Below are 18,494 nucleotides of genomic sequence, written 5' to 3'. Positions count from 1 at the left end.
TCGGGGTCCACGAAAACTGTTGCGGTGCAGTGTGGTCACGGTGCGGCGGAGGTGAGTGGCTCGTCGGTGAAATACTTGGCGGCCCGGTCGGCGAATGCGGTGAGCGGCCCATCGGCACCCGGTGCGAACCCGAGGTCCGACAGCGCCTCGTGCACCGCGGTACGCCGTTCCCGCGAAGCGCCGGAGCCGACTCCGGTCTGTTCGTCGATGATCGCGGCGATGGACCGCGGATTCACCACCGGCGTCGGCCCCTCCGTTGCGGCATCCCGCGGTGGCAGCAGTGCCTTGCGCTGCGGCTCGATCTTGAACGCCAGGGAGGAGACCGGGCCCAGGGAATCGCCCAACTCCGGTTCCGGAACGTCGAATCGGAGCCCGACGGGCACACCGGTCAGCAGGCCGTCACCGTCGAGGACATCGGAGGCGCTGTTCAGCTTGTCGCCCCACAGCGATTTCGGCATGTCCTGTTCGACGACGGTCACCGTCCAGCCGGCATTTTCATCTTCCGGATCGAACACCGACCGCGTACCGGGTTCGGTGATGTCGCCGAGCCACACGCTGACCTTGTGGACCGACCGGACTCCCTGCTTATCCATGGGGCGGATGTTCACGGTCGCCGCGCCGACGCCCTCGCGTGGTGTTCCGTTGAGCGTGATTTCGGTGGCAGGGATGACGCCCCCGGTCGCAATGGTGAATCCGTCGGTGGACACCAGCGTCGGCTCGCCGCTCTCGGTACGCGCGACAATCTCGACGGGGGCGACGTCGGCGAGGATGCCGCGCAGTGGGGTGACGCTCAGTGGCGACGGCAACTGCATGCGGAATTCGTCCCAGCCGATTGCGGCGGGGCCGTCGCGGTCGGCGCCGATCCCGATGGTGAAGGAGACGAACCACACTTTGACCTTGACGCGTCCGCCGACCGGCGGGCCCCACAACGTCAACTCGACCCCGACCGACAGCGATACCCGCACCCGAACGAACAGCACCTTCACCGAGGCCGCCACGCCGATGCTCATGCCCATCGACAGGTCGAAATAGAACGGCTTCCACTGCACCAGCACATCGAGCCACGCGGAGAACCAGGCCTCGACCCGGATGCCGTGTTTGGCGTCGTAGCGGGCGTCGAGGGCACCACCGGCCATGAAGGCTCCGTCGGTGACCGCCGCGTACACCTGCCCCCGGATCACGACGGGCCCCCGCTGCCACAGCCATCCCACTCGCGGAACCACCGGGTAGTACGAGGGCCGGTTGAACTTCTTGTGATAGCCACCCAGGGTGAATACGAAGCCGCGGCCACCACCGACCGCGGTACGGTCCTTGCCCCAGATATACAGCGACAGACCGCCGGACAGCTCCGCTGCAGGGTCGAGGATATAAGAGCCGGGTGCCACGACCACATCCATCGAGAACAGATTCTCGTCGGCGCGGTAGGCGATCGCGAGGTCCACCGCCACCCGGGCGATCGGCTTCTTCGCCGCTTTGCTGCGCGGCAGGTCCACCACCGCTCGACCGAGCAGCATCACCTTCCAGTCCTGGCCGCCCTCGACCAGCAACAGGACCTTCGCCTCCAGGAACTTGAACGAGGAGAATTCCAGGCCGCCCGCACCCCAGTACTGGCCCTGTTTCGGGGTGATCCACCCGCCCGATCCCGAGAGCCGCTCCAGTACCTGTTCCGGGGTCGTGTCCCCACCACCTGAAAGTCGTTGCACAAGAGGGAATTCCGACACCTCGTCGATCCGGGGTTGGCGGACCGTAGAGTTGATGCCGAATCCGAGCGACAGGGCGTTGACCCGGAACGCCGGCGGTCCGAACAACCCCAGCTGAGGATGCCCGGCAATCTCCCCGAACAGGAACATCGACGTCCAGCCCTCGTGGCTGCGCACGTAACTACCCGCTGCCAGCAGCCCGAAAAAGGGGGTCTCCACGGCGGCGAAACCGGCGAACACCTCGTCGTATGCGCCGGCGGGGCGGCGTTCCAGCGCGCCGGTCAACCGCACCGGGGGTTTGTCCATGTTGATGCCCGCGCCATGCAGCCTCGGGGAAACCGCGAAGTCGGTGCTGATCGCGACGCCGAGCCCGATCAGCGACAGTTGCACCGGCGGCACCGACAGTGTCGCGTCGAACGTGACGAAGATCCGCCCGTCGGCGAAGCCTGCGCCGATCGAGGTCACCCGTACCGGCCCGGCCACCACGTTCAACGCCTGGGTGATCCCGCCGCCATCGCGCACCGCCACGTTCCGGGAACCCTTGGGCGGGTTCAGCATCAGCGGCGGTTGCGCCGCGCCGGCGACCGTGAGCCCGATCGTCACTGAAACACCAGCGGGCATCCCGGTCGCCGGCAGGCGCGGCGGGGACCCCGCGTCGGTCAACGTCAGCACCCGATCGATCGCTGCCACCTGCGCCGTGCCCAATGGTTGTGCTGCCCAACCGAACCCGACGGTGGTCAAAACGACGTCGTGGCTGGACGGGACGGCACTCCCGATCAGCGGCAGCGCCGACAGCTTCGCGTCGATCCGTCCATCGACCACCAACGCCGTCACCCGCTGGGTTCCAATTGGGGTCGCGGCGGCCAGCACGCTCACCCGCGCGGTCGCGACCACGAGCGCGAACGTCCCATCGGCGCGGTCGTAACCGAGCACCACACGACGCATTTCCGGCCACACCGAGTCCGGCACCAGCTCGCGTAGTCCGGTCGTGTCGACCCCGGCCGCGGCCAGCATATCCAGCACCGAGATCGGTTCCTCGCCCTCTTCCGACCAGGACGCGGAAAAGGCACCGGCATCGCCCAGCGTCACGGTGAGATCCATTGCTCGCGATGTCCCCGCGTCGACCGGCAGCGGTATCCGCAGGGCAGCTGACAACCGCTTGTCGAAACCGGTGGCGGTCTGCTTAGGAGTCAGCTCGATGCCGAGGTCGAAGCGGGCCGGATTCTCGTCACCGCCCAGCGGCAGCTCGAATCCAGCAGTGAGAACGAACTGCCTTGTGCCAGTCGCGTACTCGACGCTGAGCTGCGCCAACGTCAGCCCGGCCACGACATCCGGTAAGCCGGGCGCGCCGAAGGTGTCCTCCAGCACACTGGTCAGGTCCGCGAGAGTGATGCCCGCTGCGGCACCGCCGAAACTCCAGCCACCTCCCGGTTCTCGGACCGCCCGCACCACGACCTCACCGACACCGACACCGAACACCCCCGCCACCGTCACAGTGCGGGCTCCGTCCGCCGACTCCAGCAGCAGGCTCAGGCCGTCGATCGTGACGCCACCGGTCAACTCCCACACCCCAGCGAGCCCGAGCTCGAACTCGTAAGCCGAACTCGCCCGCGCGGTGTCGGTCCAAATCCGCAGTTCGGAGACGGTCAGTTCCTGCGGCAGTCCGATATCTCCGCCGAAGAACTGTTCGGCCAGCTCCGCCAGCGGCACCGGCTCGGTCAGGGTGCCGGAAAGCTCTCCGCCGGGCACCGAAATAGTCACCGCCACACCGACATCGGCGATGGTCAGCACCGCACCCAGGTCCAGTCGCACGAAACCCTGCGCGGTGGGCGAGGCCATTCCGACACCGACCGACACCTCCGACAGTTCGAACAGCCCCCCGGCGAGCGACCAGCTGTCGGCCAGTTCGACATTGGCGTATCCAGCGACAATGGCCGTCGCGTACGGGTCGAAATCCAGTCCGATCCCGGTAATCCGGGGACTGCCCAGCAGATGCGAGAACTGTTCGGGCAGCGCGAATGCCTCCGCCGGCAGTCCCGGCGCCAGCACGGCCAGCTCGCGCAGATTCTCCACGCTCACCGGGTCGAACCAGCCGAACGCACGGAAGGTGTCGCCGAACCCAGGCGTGAGCGCACTCAGATACAGTGCGGGACCGAATAATCCGAGTTCGAGACCAATGCCGTCACGCACCTGGCAACCGGCGTCGGGGTCGGCATCGTCGAGACTGACCGCGGCCAGCACCAGATGCACGGCGACGGCACCGTAGCCGCGCAGAAATTCGAGGGTCACGTCCAGCGTGCCGGATTTGATGTGCCAGCCGGGCACGGAGATCGCCAGTTCGAATCCGACCACCCGCTCCCGGTCCGGATCGGTGTCGAACCGGATCCAGGCGGGCCGTTCCCCGCCGAGCGGGTCGGCGGCGACGGTGCCCGACACCGTCAGCGAATCCCGGTCCGCCACAGTGTCGGCGAGGACAAGAGTGCGCACCGACAAGTGCTCGGTGAACAGGTCCGCCACCCCGTCGATGCCGAGGTCCTCTCCCGCGAGGGTGAACCTCTGCCCCTCGGCCGGGAACAGCGCCAGCAGGTCGGTCACAGTGAGCGCCATGGTCTGCCTCCGAATCAGGCCGAAGTGATCTTGAAAGAACCGGCTCCGCCATTGGCCGGGTCATCGATGGCCAGGTACCAGTACCACCCTTCCGAGCTCTCCAGATTCTTCTTGGAGTCGTAGGTGTAGCTGTAGAGCGAGGTGCAGATCGCGCCTTTGGTGTTGGTGGAGAAGAACTTCCCGAAGTTGGGCTGGCCGCTCTCCTTCTCGAAAGCCACGTACCCATGCGCGGGCACCCGGTCCTTCGCCACCTCCGGCGACCACGTACTGACATCGCGGATCACCTTGGCGCGCGGAGTTCCGGTGCCGTTGAACGACTTACAGTCGGAGCTGATGAACACCCCGTCGGGCATGAGACGCTTGATCCAGGTGTCGCCGGAGGAGGTGTCGCTGCCGTGGTGCCCTAGTTTCAGCCAGGTTTGGGTCTTGCGCGCGAACGGATCGCCGGTGCCGGGTTTGAACACTGCCGCGATGGCGGTTTCGGTGTCGACGGTGGCATCGGCCATCAGGAACACCTTCTGACACTTGCCGCTTGCGGTCTTACCCTCCAGGTACAACACGATGCTGTTGGCGTTCGCATCCTCCGCCGGCGTCTTGGCCCGCCCCCCGGTCTTGGCCTTCTTCGCCGCCGGCGCCCCGCCGGCCATCGCGTGCGCCGCGATCAGATACAGCTTGGCGCCGCCGTGATCGACAAGTGGCGTCCCGAGTGTGGCCGGCATGGCAGCCTGCACCGGCACGTTTGTCAGCGGGGCGGCGGTAGTCGTCGAGATCTTGGCGGAGTTGGTGAGCAGGTGATACACGAACCGGCTCGGGGTAGCCGAGGAGGCTTTTCCATAATTGGTCGGTTGCCCCGTATAGAGGACGTGGTCGATCTCGACGTCGAGCTTCGGATCGTCGGCCCCGTCACCGAGCACCTTCGACACCAGGTTGTAATGATCGATGTCCGGGTGACTGAGGATCAGGTAGTGCAGCTTGTCGCCAGTCTCGGCGAGGTAATCGCGGACCCGTTTGCGAACCAGGTCCCCGGTAACCGAACCGCTCTTGGTGGAACCACAGTCGACGAGCACCGACACATCCCCCGCCGGATTCCCCGGGTCCCAGAAATGCAACATCGTGCAGTCACCCTGACCGACGTCCATGAACGCAATATCGACCGGCATATGCCACATCCTCACAGAGGAGTTTGTAAAGCCTTGCGCCACAGCGTGTTCCGACATTGCAACGACACCGGGAACCTCACCGTAGCACGCCGATCAGTCCCGAATGTTCGAATTCGACTGGACCCCAATTGAATTCAACCCGACCGGTCTTAAGAAAACGCGAGCGGCTCGCCGACACCCGGCACCGCTCCGCGCCCACTCCGCGCCGACATTGCGGAAGTCGCTGTCGCCCTCGCAACCTGACCGGCGAAGCACATCCCCTCGCCCTCCCCTCGATCAAGACGCTCAGCGACCCGCCATCGCAGCTAATGCCCGCGCGAAAGGACAGACCGATGTATCACCTGATAACACCCCCTCGACACCAAGCCGGGCAGAAGTGTTGGATACACCCGAGAGGTCTTGTTGCAGGTACCAGCACCAAAGACGTGCCGCAACAGCGCAACTGCTCGCGAGGGGGCCTCCGGATGGACTTCACGTGTCCGCACTGCCATCGACTCGACTTCGTTCAGAATGTGCCCGCCTTACACGCTGACGGAGTCTCCACCAGCCACGGCACCGATCTCTACTCAGGTGTCGGGCTAACTTCCATCGGCTTGGTGCCGGTTTTCGGCACTGCAACGGTCGAGCGCATCCACACCACCGAACTCGCGCACGGTGAAAAACAGTCTCGCAGTGCTGGTGCGGGTGATGGAACAGGCAGTGCGAGACGAGATCCGGGAGAGGAACCCGGCGCACATTCGCGGGTGGCAGAAGCTGTATCTGCAGCTCGAAGACGAACTCGATGACCCGCGTTCGTTGGCGCTGCCCAATCCCGGTCGCGGAGAAGGCCAAACCGCGCAAGATCGAGATCGAGCACAGCGACCGCCGCGAGGCGATCAACGTCTGACCAACCCGACCTGACAGTTCCCCTCGGAGTCAGCGCCACGACCACGGCGGATGCCTAGGAAAGTAACCCGCCACCAAGGACGGAAGAAATCTGTTGTTCCGGGTGTAGACATTCCGTGATGGCCGGTATACAGTCGCTGTCGTTCGAATTGATAAGTCCAGTGGCCGGGCAGGTGAGCTGCCCGGATCAATGAGGTTCCACCGTCCCCTTCCGGCGGAGGCGCTAATCCGGTGTAGTCGGCCGGACCGCCGGGAGGGGGCGAAGAAGCAAGGAAGAAGAGCAAGACCGAGAAGTATGCAGACAGGACCCGGCAATCCAGGAGGTGGTGCTCACTGAAGAGTCATTTATCAGTTCCGCGTCCCAGGAAATGTCGGGAGCGGTGTAGGACATCGGCCCACGTGGCCGATGAGCAGAATTGATATCACCACCCTTTTCGTAGACCCAAGGCCCCGGCGCACATGCGCCGGGGCCTGTTGGCGTTGAAACCCCGAGAGGCACTGTGCAGCAACCGAACAACCCCACCGACGGCGCCAGCGCCGCCGACAAACTCGATGACGACACCTACCCCGCCTACAGCATGGGACGCGCCGCGGAAATCCTCGGCGTCACCCAAGCGTTCCTGCGCGCCCTGGATGCCGCCGAACTGCTGACCCCGCAGCGATCGGCCGGCGGGCACCGCCGCTACTCCCGCTACCAACTGCGCATCGCCGGGCGCGTGCGTGAGCTCGTCGACACCGGTAACCCCTTGGACGCGGCCTGCCGGATCGTGATCCTCGAAGACCAGCTCGCCGAGGCCGAGCGCATCAACACCGACCTGCAGCACGCCCTCGACGACCGGCCGCCCGAAAACCCCCTGCGAGCTGAGCGAACCCCGTCCGCCGGGCCTGCGATAACCAGACTCGGCGGTATGTGAACCTTACCGGCGGTCAGACATGGAAGACTTCCCGTTCAGCGGCGGCCATAACGCGCGCTGAGACTCCGATCGCTGCTCTCCTTCGCCGCCCACTTCCGCTCCATCGTTGCGACCTTCTGCGCAAGCGGAGAGAGATCCGCGACGACACGGGACAGACGGCGCACCTCCGCCTCGAGACGCTTGATTCGTTCCGTGTCGGTGAGCGCCGCATCGCTGCTCGGTGTGTCGGTGCCCTCGAACTGTTCGTGTGCCAAGGCAATCTCCTTGTGTCGATGTCGTCGTGGCTGCTGCCCGACAACTCATACCCATATTGTGATTCGCGAATGTGGGGTCAGCACGGGGGGCGAGGAGCAGATCCGCCCGATCCGGCGCTAAGCATCTGGCCGGTGCGTGTTTCAGTCACGTTCACTTCTCAGTTTCAGTCGGCGTCGGTGCGCTGGTCGAGGGCGTGCTGCAGGTCGGTGTTGAGGCGCTGGGCCTCGGCAAGCTGGTCTTCGAGGATCACGATGCGGCACGCCGCCTCGAGGGCGTTACCGGCATCGACGAGCTCGCGCACCCGCCCGGCGATACGCAACTGGTAGCGCGAGTAGCGGCGGTGCCCACCCGCCGAACGCTGCGGGGTCAAAAGTTCGGCGGCGTCGAGGCCGCGCAGGAACGCTTGGGTGACACCGAGGATTTCCGCGGCGCGACCCATGCTGTAGGCAGGGTAATCCTCGTCATCGAGTTTGTCCGCGGCGCTGGGACCGTCGGCGGGATTCGGGTTCGGTTGCTGCACAGCACCTCTCGGGTTCAACACCGACAGGCCCCGGCGCATGTGCGCCGGGGCCTGGGATCTACGAAGGGGGGGATTGATATCAACTCTGTTCACCGGCCGCGGCGGGCCGATGTCCTACACCGCACCCGATAGTTCCCGGGACGCGGAACTGATAAATGACTACTCAGTGAGCACCACCTCCTGGATTGCCGGGTCTTACCTGCGTACCTTCTCGGCCTTGCTTGTTCGCTGTACTTCTCGGTTGTGTGCTCCTTCGTCCCCCTCCGGCGGTCCGGCCGACTGCACCGGAATTTTCTTCTCCGCCGGAGGGGACGGTGGAACTTCACGTTCCGGGCAGTTCACCTGCCCGGCCTCTGGACTCATCAATTCGAACGACAGCGACTGTATACCGACCCTCGCGGAATGTCTACACCCGACACAACAGATTTTTGTCTACCGGTGCAGGGGATTATTTCGCATGAGGTAGACGGTTTCGGATCATTGCGACCGGGGTAGATCCGGTGCACTCGGCTAGCGAGGCAGGAGGGGTGATGATCATGACGACACCGGTGCTCGATGATCTGCACCGCGCCCGGGATCGCGGCGTTGCGATGGATCTCGATCTCGACCTGATCGCGCCCGCGCGGGCGCGGGCGATGGTGCGCGAGTTGCTGGCGCCGCTGTCGGGGGTGGAGCTCGCCGATGCGATCCAGGTATTCGACGAGCTGGCCGCCAACGCCCGCCGCCACGGACGGGCACCACGGCGAGCCCGGGTATCACTGCGTGCGGACCGGCCGTTGTTGCGCATAGAAGTTGACGACACCGGCCCCGGTGTCCCCCATCTGCGCACCCCGGACGGTACCGGCGGGCGCGGCATGATCCTGATCGACCGACTCGCCACAGCATGGGCCTACGCCCGCTACCACGGACACAAGACCGTGTGGGCCGAGATCGCTGTGGACCGGTACCAGCATCCAGCGTGACCGGTGGTCGGATCAGCGACCCGACCACCGACGCGCCGCCGGGTCGCTGTCGGCCTGATAGCGACGCAGCCCCTCGTCGGAGACCCGCGCGTACTTCGCGAGGCTGCGTACCGAGGTATGTCCCGACAGCTTCATCAGCACCGGTGCCTTCGGCCGAATCACCTTGAGACTCCCGGCATCTCCGGATTTTCGACCGACTTCGGGTTGGCGACTGCATCGTGGTGGTGGGACGAGAACAAGCGGGCCCGCCGGTCGGTGCGGTCGTGCGTACAAGCTTGTGCTCCCCCGCAGAACCGGATTCGCCTACGATTTTCATATCGGCAGCGCTTTCGCAGTCGACATGCAGGGCGCGCCCCAGGCGACCCGAGGCCGCCCTCAAGAATTGAGGAGCCGGTCGGACACCGTCATTCGGCACTATCGAACTCACCGTGCACATCCGCCACCGTCCGGCCCCGGGCTGGCTGGCCTGCCGGGTCCACACCAACTACCTCATCGACGGCTTCCACGAGGAAGACTTCGAAATCTGGGACAGCACAGGCTCCCTCGTCGCTCAGTCCCGCCAGCTCGCCCTCATCCCCTAGGGCGACGAACACGATCGAGGGAGCACCCATCCCGGAACGCATGATCACCGAGATCGTCGACGACATCGTTTTGCCACAGCTGTCCTGACCGCCAGTGGACGAAACGCGTCCGTTCGACCTACATGCCGACCTCTCACATCGGCTAGAACGCTGCCAACAGTTCGGTGGCGATCGCATCGCAGAAGTCCGGAATATCGCCCGGGTTGCGAGAGGTGATCAAGGTCCAGCCGTACTCCGGTGACCGGACCACCGACCGATCGGTCCACAGACCATCGGCGTTGATCACATCGGTGCGCAGTGAGTGATACGACGTCAGAGACTTTCCCTGGAGCAGATCGGCCTCGACGAGCAGCCACGGGCCGTGGCAAATGGCCGCGATGGGTTTACCTTCGGCGGCGAACTGTTTGGCCAGCTCGACCGCACCGTCGGCGACCCGCAATTTGTCGACGTTGACGGTGCCACCCGGGACAACGAGGACGTCGAAATCGTCGGCGTCGACATTGTCGAGCGTCGTATCGGGATGAACGACCACATCCTTGTCGACATCGTGCCGGAACGTCTGGATGTCATCGAGTTTCGGCGCCGCGTGCACCGCAGTAGCTCCGCGTTCTCGCAACCAGCCGAGCGGCACCAGCAGTTCGTCCCGTTCGACACCGACGTTCGAGGTGATGAACAGCACGCGTGCCTCGGTCAGTTGGCCTGACATGGGTGACCTCCTCGCGGTTCAGATACCTTCGGCCTACCCGAGTCGTGGCAACCCAAACGATCGGTGCGAATCGGATCGGCGGCCTGCGGCGAGTCCGGACGGAGAGGACCCGTTCCTGGATACGCCATGAAGCGACGCGCTGCCACCTGCGACTTTCTGCCGCCAACCGCGCGAGTTCGCGTTACGTTTGGTGGTGCGACACCTGGGAAGACGGTCGGTAGAACCTACGGAAGGGTTTCGCCATAGCGATCACCGAGGACTTGTCACCACACACCGTGCAACCGTCGCGGCGTGCAATGACAGTTCTCCGTGCTACAGGTCGCAATCCTCGACGAACACTCTCACCACACCACCGCGACCGTCTCCGATCTCGTTCGCAGACAACTCGGTCACGTGTGGTCCTCGGGGATCAACGATGTGCTCGACGTCGGCACCCCTGGGGTTTGCCGCGGTGTTTCGAGGCGACCGAACCGGCAGCCCGGTCCGAGACCAGGACTGCACGCAACCATCACCACCCGATCTGCCGACGACCTGCCTGCTACCTAGAGGAGTGAGATGTCCGAGCAGAACTACACCACCGACGACGCCGGTATCCCGCAGCCGAGCGACGAGCATTCCCTGACCGTCGGCCCGGACGGTCCGATCCTGCTGAACGACGCCTATCTCATCGAGAAGATGGCCGCCTTCAACCGCGAACGCGTGCCGGAACGGCAGCCACACGCCAAAGGCGGCGGCGCTTTCGGCACGTTCGAAGTCACCCACGATGTCAGCGCCTACACCAAGGCGGATGTGTTCCAGCCGGGTAAGAAAACAGAGATGCTGGCCCGGTTCTCCACCGTCGCGGGCGAGCGCGGCAGCCCCGACACCTGGCGTGACCCGCGCGGGTTCGCCCTCAAGTTCTATACCGAACAGGGCAATTTCGACATGGTCGGCAATAACACGCCGGTTTTCTTCGTGAAGGATCCGATGAAGTTCCAGGACTTCATCCGCTCGCAGAAACGCCGCGCCGACAACAACCTGCGCGACCACGATATGCAGTGGGACTTCTGGACGCTGTCGCCGGAATCCGCGCACCAGGTGACCTGGCTGATGGGCGACCGCGGCATCCCGCGTACCTGGCGGCATATGAACGGCTACTCCAGCCACACCTATCTGTGGGCCAACGCCGCGGGTGAACGGTTCTGGGTCAAATACCACTTCAAGACCGATCAGGGCATCGAGTTCTTCACCCAGGACGAGGGTGATCAGATGGCCTCGATGGACACCGACTATCACATCCGTGACCTGTGGGAGGCGATCGAGGGCGGCAACTATCCCAGCTGGACGCTGCACATGCAGATCATGTCGTTCGAGGAGGCGAAAACCTACCGGTTCAACCCCTTCGACCTCACCAAGGTCTGGCCGCACGCCGACTATCCGCTGATCGAGGTCGGCACGATGACCTTGCATCGCAATCCGGTCGACTACCACACCGAGATCGAGCAGGCCGCTTTCGAACCGAGCAGTGCGGTGCCGGGCACCGGGCCGAGCCCGGACAAGATGCTGCTCGGCCGTTGGTTTTCCTATCCGGACGCGCATCGCCACCGCATCGGCGCCAATTACAAACTGCTGCCGGTCAATTCACCGCACGCGACCACAGCGCGGTCGTATTCGAAAGATGGGGCGATGCGCTACACGAACGTGAGCGACCCCGTCTACGTGCCCAACTCCAAGGGCGGCCCGCACGCCGATCCCGCGGTCTCCGGCCCATCCATCGGGTGGCACAGTGACGGCGAAATGGTCCGCACCGCGTACACATTGCGCCGCGACGACGACGATTGGGGCCAAGCGGGCACACTGGTCCGCGACGTTCTCGACGACGCCGCCCGCGAGCGGCTGGTCGACAATATCGTCGGACATCTGCTCAACGGTGTCTCTGCACCCGTGCTGTCCAGGGCATTCGAGTACTGGCGCAGTGTCGACAAGAATCTGGGCGACCGCATCGAGACGGGCGTGCAAGCCAAACAGGACGAGCTCGACCCGAAGGCCGTGAAACAGGCCAACCCGGCCCGCTCCTCGGCCCAGCACAAGGCGTAGTGCACTAAGCAGTTCGGGCTTCGACTCCGCGATGAGTAGCGAGAATCGCAGACAGAGCCGGACGGTCGAGTTTTCCGCGCGCAGTGCGTGGCAGGCGGTCGAGAACCACGAGTTGGATCGGCATGCTCGGGCTCGGGAGGGTCGCGCGCAGGTGTCGCCAGATTTCGCCGGTGCTCGGCGCTCCGTCGTGCACCACGATCGCGGCGGCGGGCGCTTCACCCATTCGGGCGTCGGGCACTGCGAGGCAGGCGGCCTCGGTGATGCCAGGTAGCGCGGTGAGCGCGGCTTCGATGGCTGCGGGTTCTACATTGAGGCCCGCGCGGATCAGCATATCGCTGTTGCGGCCGAACAGGTGTAGGTGGTTGCCGACCACGCGGCCTCGGTCGCCCACCGACATCCAGCCGTCGACCGGTCCGTTCACCACACCGTCGTCGGTGAGGTAGCCGTCGAACAGCATGTCGCTGCGCACGAACACCAGCTCGTCACGGATCTGCGCCTCGACGCCATCGAACAGTCGGCCCGCGGACGTCTCCTCGACGGCCCCGAGTCCCCGATCGAAGGACACGAAGCTCAATTCGGACGCGCCGTAGAAATGCACGAGCGACGCGTTCGGAACGATCTCCTGCAACGCAAGACGTCCCGGGCGCGGCCACCGGGCCGCCGAGGACAGCACCTCACGGACGGTCTCGACCGCATCGATGCCCGACCGCACCACATCCCAGGCGATCGTCGGCACCGAATACAGGTGTGTCGCCCCATCGGGCAGCGACTGCGCCACCGGCCGCAGGTCCACTGTCGCGCCGCGGGTGAGGGCATGCAGGGCGCCGTAGAGAAAATGCGTGTGGTCGAGGACACCGGGCACCGCGACGCGATCCCCGCGCCCGATATCGAAGGTGTTGTCGGAGCGATCGAGGGTGGCGGCCCACGAATGTTGGTTACGCACGAACAACTTCGGTTCGCCGGTGGTGCCGGAGGTGATGCCGACCAGCAGTTCGTTCTCGAGGTACGCGCGGCCGACCGGGCCGTTGGATTCCAGTGCCGACGCCGTCTGCACATCCTCCTCGAAGCCGAGTCGGCGCAACCGCCGGTGTTGGTGCGGCGCGGCGACGACGGCGCTTGGCTTCGCGAGCTCGAGCACTCGGGCCAGTTGATTCGCCAGCAGGTGCCGGTGCAGCAGCACAACGCTGACACCCGCGTGCATGGCCGCCGCCACCGCGACGAGCGATTCGATATCCGAGGTGGGCAGCACCGCGACCCTGTCCATACCGTCGAGCCCGGCGGCGGTACGGGTCACCCGCGACCAGAACTCCCGGTAGTCGATGCTCGCACGAGCGGCGACGATCGCCGTCGATTCCGGATGCTCGCCGACTCGCCGCACGATCCGCTCGGCCAACAGTTCAGTCATCGTCGAGGCCCCTGGCGGCGAGCGCGTCACCCATCGCGTCCGCGGTGCGCAGCGCTCGCACCAGCACCGGTGTGACCAGCGCCGTCATCGACCACTGCAACCCGCGAGCACGCCTGGCCTCGGCGACGTCGTGCACGATCTCGGTCAGCAACGGAACACACCGGATGGCCAGCGCCAGCAGCAACCCGATCCGCTCGGGATCGACCCCCACCTTGCGCAGCGGTCCGAGCGCACGCGTCACGGCGTCGAGCATGTCGGTGACCCGCGTGGTGAGCGTGACCAGCGCCGCGAGCGCCACCGAGAGCAGCAACACACCGCACACGACAACCGCACGCGCGGGCGAGGTGATCAGCACCTGGAACACGGCGATGATCAGCAGCATCCACACCATCGGACGCAGTTGGGCCACAACGACTTTCCATGGAACGCCGGCCATCGCGAACAATCCCGCCACCAGCACCCCCACCACTGCGACGGCCACCGGGCCACGCACGAACACCGTGGCCGTCACGATCGACGTGATCAGCAGCACCAGTTTCGATCCGGCAGGCATCCGGTGCAGCAGTGAGTCACCGGGAAGATACACACCGATCATCCGACCGATGCCCGATATGCGGGGACAGCGTCACTGGGGATTCCGTCGAACGCCACGGCGCCGTCATCGATGACGATGACGCGTTCGAAGCTCTCCAGCAGCGACAGCTGGTGCGTCACCACGATCACCTGCTGGTCCACGGAGTCGAGCGCGGCGGCGACCACACGGGCGTTGCGCAGATCCAGCAGGGTGGTCGGCTCATCGGCGATGATCACCTCCGGTCGGCGAATGAGAACCGCGCCGATGGCCAGCAACTGCTTCTGACCGCCGGACAACAGGTGCGAGGGATGCTCGGCGTGCTCCTCCAGCCCGAACCGGACCAGCAACTCCTCGACGCGCGCCGCGACCTCCTGCTTGCTCAGCCCGGTCCGTCGCAGCGAGAACGCGAGATCCTCCGAGACAGTGGGCATCACGATCTGGGTGTCGGGGTCGGTGAACACGAACCCGACCTTGCGGCGCACCTGCGCGCCCTGCCTTGCCGCGTCGACCCCGTCGACGGTGACGGTGCCGGAGGTCGGTCGCAACAACCCGTTGATCATGCGCGCCAAGGTCGACTTGCCGGAGCCGTTGGATCCGATAATGCCGACGCGACGCTCGCAGATGCGCAAATCGATGTCGCGCAACACTTTTCGATCACCGAAGTGGTGGCCGACCGAGTCGAAGACAATTTCACTCACGACTGCGCCTCACTACCGCTCGTGCGCCGGGTGCACAGCAACCCGGCTCGTTCGCTGTACTCACTCACGACACTCGCTCCACGAGCATCGCGATGCCTTGCCCGCCGCCGATGGCACACGCCGCGAGCCCGAGCGTGGGGCCACCCTCGCGCAGCATCTGACTTGCCAACCGCACCAGCAAGATAGCTCCGGACGCACCCCACGGATGGCCCATCGCGATGGCGCCGCCCTGCGGACAGATCGTGGATTCGTCCAAACCCAGTTCATCGGACACCGCAAGCACCACCGAGGCGAACGCCTCGGTGATCTCGACGACACCGAGATCCTTGGTATCGAAACCGGTGCGCCGCAGCAGTTTCCGAATGGCGGGCACCGGTCCGAGACCGGGAAGCGCCGGATCGGAGCCGGCCACCGCCGACCCGAGTATCCGCAACGCGGGCAGTCCAGCAACCAGCGACTCACTGGTGACCGCCAGCATTGCGGCGCCGTCGGAGATACCGCACGAGTTACCCGCAGTCGCGGTGCCCTCGACACCGAAACTGGGGCGCAGTCGCGCCAGCCTGGCTTCGGTCATCCCCGCGCGGATGCGTTCGTCGCGGTGCACGTCACCGATGGGCACGATCTCCGCGGAGAAGTCGGCTGCGGCAGCGAGGGTGTGCGAACGCGCGGCATAGGCATCCTGCCGTTGTCTGCTGATGCCGCGCACGCGCGCGAGGTCGTCGGCGGCCGCACCCATGTCGGGATCGGGGAAGCCTGGTGGCGCAAAGGGGGCGCGGGTGTAGCGCACGGGATCGGCGGCCGCGATCGGCGGCCAGAAGCGCCACGGCGCTGTGCTCGCGGACTCGACGCCGCCGGCCAGAATGAGCTCGTCCGCGCCGCTGCGCACCCGCAACGCCGCCTGCATGACAGCATCCAGGCCCGAGCCGCACTGGCGATCGACCGTGACGCCTGGAACGTGCACGCCCGCACCGGCGTGCAGTGCCACGATCCGCGCGGGGTCGCCACCCGGGCCGAGGCAGTTGCCCAGGATGACATCGTCCACCTCGGCGTCGATGCCCGCGCCACGCACCGTGGTCAGCACTTCGCGCAGCACCGGGGTGGCCAGATCGGTAACGGTCAGATCGGCGAACCCGTGCCCGGCGTTGCCGATCGGCGTTCGACGCGGCGCCACCAGAACGGGGACATGATTCATGTCAGCAAGTCTTTCAGCCGACCACGGGCGACCTTGCCGCCGCCAGTCCGCGGCAGTGCCTGCAGTGCCACCCAGCGGCGCGGCATGGCCTCCTTCGTCAGCACTCGACGGGCGCGCGAGCGGATCTCCTCGATGCTCGCGCCGTCGAGTTGCACTGCAGCGGTGACGGTTTCACCGAATACCGCGTGCGGCGATCCGATGACGGCCGCGGCGGTGACACCGTCGAGCGTTTCGAGGATGCGCTCGACATCTTCGGCGACCACGGTGGTGCCACCGACGTTGATCGCGAACTCGCCACGGCCACGAACCGTGAGCTCGCGGTTATCGCCCAGCTCGGCGAGGTCGCCGACGCCGAACCATTCGGGGGCGCCGAGCACGCTATAGGGAGAACGGATGTAGAGCAGTCCCCCGCGCACCTCGGCGTCGACGCCGTCGAGCAGTCGAAGCGGCTCGGGGACCCGGCGCGCCGCGACGAGGGAGACTTCCGCGGACCCGTAGTACTCGATGAGCGCGATGCCCTCGGCCGCTGCCGCGGCGCCGTCGTCCAGGGCGATGCCGGCGACGATTGCCGTGCGCAGCCGCGGAGCGGTGTGCACCACCTCCCGCAGCACGGCAGGGACCGCGTGCACGACCGTGGCCTGCGACGGATCGTCGGTGACGCACGCGCCTCGCCACAATGCGTGCAGCGCGCCGAACAGATGCATCGTCGCGTGCAGCGGGCCGGTGATCAATACGCGATCGGTGGCCAGGATGCCGGTGATCGTGGTGAACGCGGGGAAACTGTCGAACCAGGATGCGGCGGTCCGCGCCAGTGCCCGTGGCCTTCCGGTGGAGCCCGAAGTGGTCACCAGCAGAAATGCCGACGGCGGAATACTCGGGCGGTGCGGGCGGGCGTCGGGGTTCTCGACGATCACCGGGATGCCTCGGCGTGCTGCGGCACAGACACAGATCAACACGTCCGCAATCGTGAGCATCGACGCGTCGTAGACCGGCTCCCGCGGCCCGTGCCGATCGATCCACCGCTCGATCGCGGCGTCGAGCTGCGCATAGGTGTAGGTGCGGCCGTCGATGTCGAGAGCGGGCGTGTCACCCGCGCCCCCGAGTTCGGGACTACGCACGGATCAGACCGGGGTATGCGCGGTGCACCCCCTTGGCGACGACCGTCGCCACGACAACCTTGAGCAGGTCACCCGGAATGAACGCGAAGTTGGTGGTGATGGCGTGCCGGAAATCCAGATCGGTGCGCAGCAGCAGACCAACTGTGCCGAGTACGTAGAGGATCAAAATCCCGCCGACCGCGTTGACGACCAGACCGAGCACGATCGGGTACTTCGGCAGGATCCGGGCGGTGCACAAGCCGATGAACAGCGCCGCTGGAATCCAGCCGATGAGGTAACCGACACTCGGACCGGCCAGCGCCGTCAATCCGGTACGGCCACCGGACAGCAGCGGCAACCCGATGATCGTCAGCGCGAGGAAGACGACTACCGCGGCCGTGCCCTTGCGCGCCCCGAGCACCGCACCGGCCAGAATGACACCGAGGGTCTGCACCGTGATCGGCACCCCGCTGAATCCGACTGTGATGGCGCCCGGCAGGCCCAACGCTGCGATCAACGCCGCGAACACGGCGATCTGCGCCATATCCCGCGCTGACATACCGACCCTGGACTTCCGAGGGCTCTCGACACCTGCCACGACGACATCCTTCGTTATCAACTTGAACGACGTTCAAGATAGCAGGCGACCACGGCCGCGAACCCGTCGGCGCACGCGATCCGCTACCAACGACTCCCATAACCATGCGCGGTACGCGGCCATTCGAAAAAGATCGGCCGCCACGCCGCCGTGGTCGTTGCCATCCCCCCGGTCGCTATCCAGGCTTACCGCCTATGTCCGCCACCTGCCCGTCCTGCTCCTGGTCCTCGCCGATGCATGTGTCGTCGCACCGCTCGGTTCGCTATCTACGCTGCGTGTGCGGCATGTGGCTGGTGGCACACCGCGGTGGCGTGCATCTTGTTGCCGGTACCGGCAAGAAATCGGTGGCCTCCGAACATTTCGAACTGATTCCACTGCCCGAAGCCTGATCCTCGACGCCGGCACATCCCGAGCCTTCGACCCCGCCGACACCGAGGTCCCCGGCGACAGGCAAGGCGGATGAAGAGCCACCGGAATGCCGTTGGGGAACGATCTCTTGTGCGGCACCCCAGTTACCGAACCACAGCCGGTTGTCGTGCAAGCGCGGCGATTCCCCCACAAAAA

The 18,494-nt window shown here is 65.7% G+C and carries 16 protein-coding genes; 4 read left to right on the top strand and 12 right to left on the bottom strand.

The genetic code is table 11. The features are described 5' to 3' along the window. Positions 1-35: 35 nt before the first annotated feature. Both OHA42_RS23445 and OHA42_RS23440 read right to left on the bottom strand, forming a co-directional pair. Positions 36-4,307: a DUF6603 domain-containing protein gene (locus OHA42_RS23445; RefSeq protein WP_406230015.1), complete on the bottom strand. Its 4,272-nt coding sequence runs from the start codon at positions 4,305-4,307 to the stop codon at positions 36-38. 14 nt (positions 4,308-4,321) lie between these two features. Continuing rightward, positions 4,322-5,467, bottom strand: coding sequence for a ComEC/Rec2 family competence protein (locus OHA42_RS23440; RefSeq protein WP_406230014.1), 1,146 nt, complete (start codon positions 5,465-5,467; stop codon positions 4,322-4,324). A gap of 1,385 nt (positions 5,468-6,852) precedes the next feature. On the opposite strand from OHA42_RS23440, the gene OHA42_RS23435 reads away from it, so the two are divergent. After that, entirely contained in the window at positions 6,853-7,266 is a 414-nt protein-coding gene (locus OHA42_RS23435) for a MerR family transcriptional regulator (RefSeq protein ID WP_406230013.1), read from the top strand. A 35-nt stretch (positions 7,267-7,301) separates the two neighbouring features. Here OHA42_RS23435 and OHA42_RS23430 read toward each other — a convergent pair whose 3' ends face one another. Beyond that, positions 7,302-7,520 carry a hypothetical protein gene (locus OHA42_RS23430; RefSeq protein ID WP_406230012.1) on the bottom strand — a complete coding sequence of 73 codons (219 nt, stop codon included), beginning with the start codon at positions 7,518-7,520 and terminating at the stop codon, positions 7,302-7,304. A 164-nt stretch (positions 7,521-7,684) separates the two neighbouring features. Further along, positions 7,685-8,041 carry a MerR family transcriptional regulator gene (locus OHA42_RS23425; RefSeq protein WP_406230011.1) on the bottom strand — a complete coding sequence of 119 codons (357 nt, stop codon included), beginning with the start codon at positions 8,039-8,041 and terminating at the stop codon, positions 7,685-7,687. Between the two features lie 530 nt (positions 8,042-8,571). Here OHA42_RS23425 and OHA42_RS23420 point away from each other — a divergent pair. Further along, a complete protein-coding gene (locus OHA42_RS23420) occupies positions 8,572-9,003 on the top strand; it encodes an ATP-binding protein (RefSeq protein ID WP_406230010.1) in 432 nt (143 codons plus the stop codon). A 12-nt stretch (positions 9,004-9,015) separates the two neighbouring features. Here OHA42_RS23420 and OHA42_RS23415 read toward each other — a convergent pair whose 3' ends face one another. Next, positions 9,016-9,165, bottom strand: a complete 150-nt coding sequence (locus tag OHA42_RS23415) for a hypothetical protein (protein WP_406230009.1) — start codon at positions 9,163-9,165, stop codon at positions 9,016-9,018. 266 nt (positions 9,166-9,431) lie between these two features. Here OHA42_RS23415 and OHA42_RS23410 point away from each other — a divergent pair, with 266 nt between their 5' ends. After that, on the top strand, positions 9,432-9,584 hold the full coding sequence (locus OHA42_RS23410) for a hypothetical protein (RefSeq protein WP_406230008.1): 153 nt from the start codon (positions 9,432-9,434) through the stop codon (positions 9,582-9,584). Positions 9,585-9,726: 142 nt separating this feature from the next. On the opposite strand, the gene OHA42_RS23405 is transcribed toward OHA42_RS23410, so the two are convergent. After that, positions 9,727-10,290 (bottom strand): type 1 glutamine amidotransferase domain-containing protein, encoded by a 564-nt coding sequence (locus OHA42_RS23405; RefSeq protein ID WP_406230007.1) that lies wholly within the window; start codon positions 10,288-10,290, stop codon positions 9,727-9,729. Positions 10,291-10,845: 555 nt separating this feature from the next. On the opposite strand from OHA42_RS23405, the gene OHA42_RS23400 reads away from it, so the two are divergent. Further along, positions 10,846-12,366: a catalase gene (locus tag OHA42_RS23400; protein ID WP_406230006.1), complete on the top strand. Its 1,521-nt coding sequence runs from the start codon at positions 10,846-10,848 to the stop codon at positions 12,364-12,366. 4 nt (positions 12,367-12,370) lie between these two features. Here OHA42_RS23400 and OHA42_RS23395 read toward each other — a convergent pair whose 3' ends face one another. From OHA42_RS23395 to OHA42_RS23370, 6 genes are all read right to left on the bottom strand, one after another. Continuing rightward, the gene (locus tag OHA42_RS23395; RefSeq protein WP_406230005.1) at positions 12,371-13,771 is read right to left on the bottom strand and encodes an AMP-binding protein; all 1,401 of its coding nucleotides are present in this window, start codon (positions 13,769-13,771) and stop codon (positions 12,371-12,373) included. Beyond that, positions 13,764-14,366: an energy-coupling factor transporter transmembrane component T family protein gene (locus OHA42_RS23390; protein ID WP_406230004.1), complete on the bottom strand. Its 603-nt coding sequence runs from the start codon at positions 14,364-14,366 to the stop codon at positions 13,764-13,766. Before OHA42_RS23390 ends, OHA42_RS23395 begins: the two co-directional genes overlap by 8 nt. Beyond that, positions 14,363-15,043 (bottom strand): energy-coupling factor ABC transporter ATP-binding protein, encoded by a 681-nt coding sequence (locus tag OHA42_RS23385; RefSeq protein ID WP_406230003.1) that lies wholly within the window; start codon positions 15,041-15,043, stop codon positions 14,363-14,365. The genes OHA42_RS23390 and OHA42_RS23385 overlap by 4 nt, the downstream gene beginning before the upstream one ends. 64 nt (positions 15,044-15,107) lie before the next feature. Next, positions 15,108-16,235, bottom strand: coding sequence for a thiolase family protein (locus OHA42_RS23380; RefSeq protein WP_406230002.1), 1,128 nt, complete (start codon positions 16,233-16,235; stop codon positions 15,108-15,110). Beyond that, on the bottom strand, positions 16,232-17,353 hold the full coding sequence (locus OHA42_RS23375; RefSeq protein ID WP_406230001.1) for a class I adenylate-forming enzyme family protein: 1,122 nt from the start codon (positions 17,351-17,353) through the stop codon (positions 16,232-16,234). Before OHA42_RS23375 ends, OHA42_RS23380 begins: the two co-directional genes overlap by 4 nt. Then, a complete protein-coding gene (locus tag OHA42_RS23370; RefSeq protein ID WP_406230000.1) occupies positions 17,346-17,930 on the bottom strand; it encodes a biotin transporter BioY in 585 nt (194 codons plus the stop codon). Before OHA42_RS23370 ends, OHA42_RS23375 begins: the two co-directional genes overlap by 8 nt. Positions 17,931-18,494: the final 564 nt, after the last annotated feature.

It is taken from the genome of Nocardia sp. NBC_01009 (assembly GCF_045208035.1).
Lineage (GTDB): Bacteria > Actinomycetota > Actinomycetes > Mycobacteriales > Mycobacteriaceae > Nocardia.
Note: the sequence above shows the minus strand (reverse complement) of the source record. Positions and strands in the feature narration are given on the sequence as shown.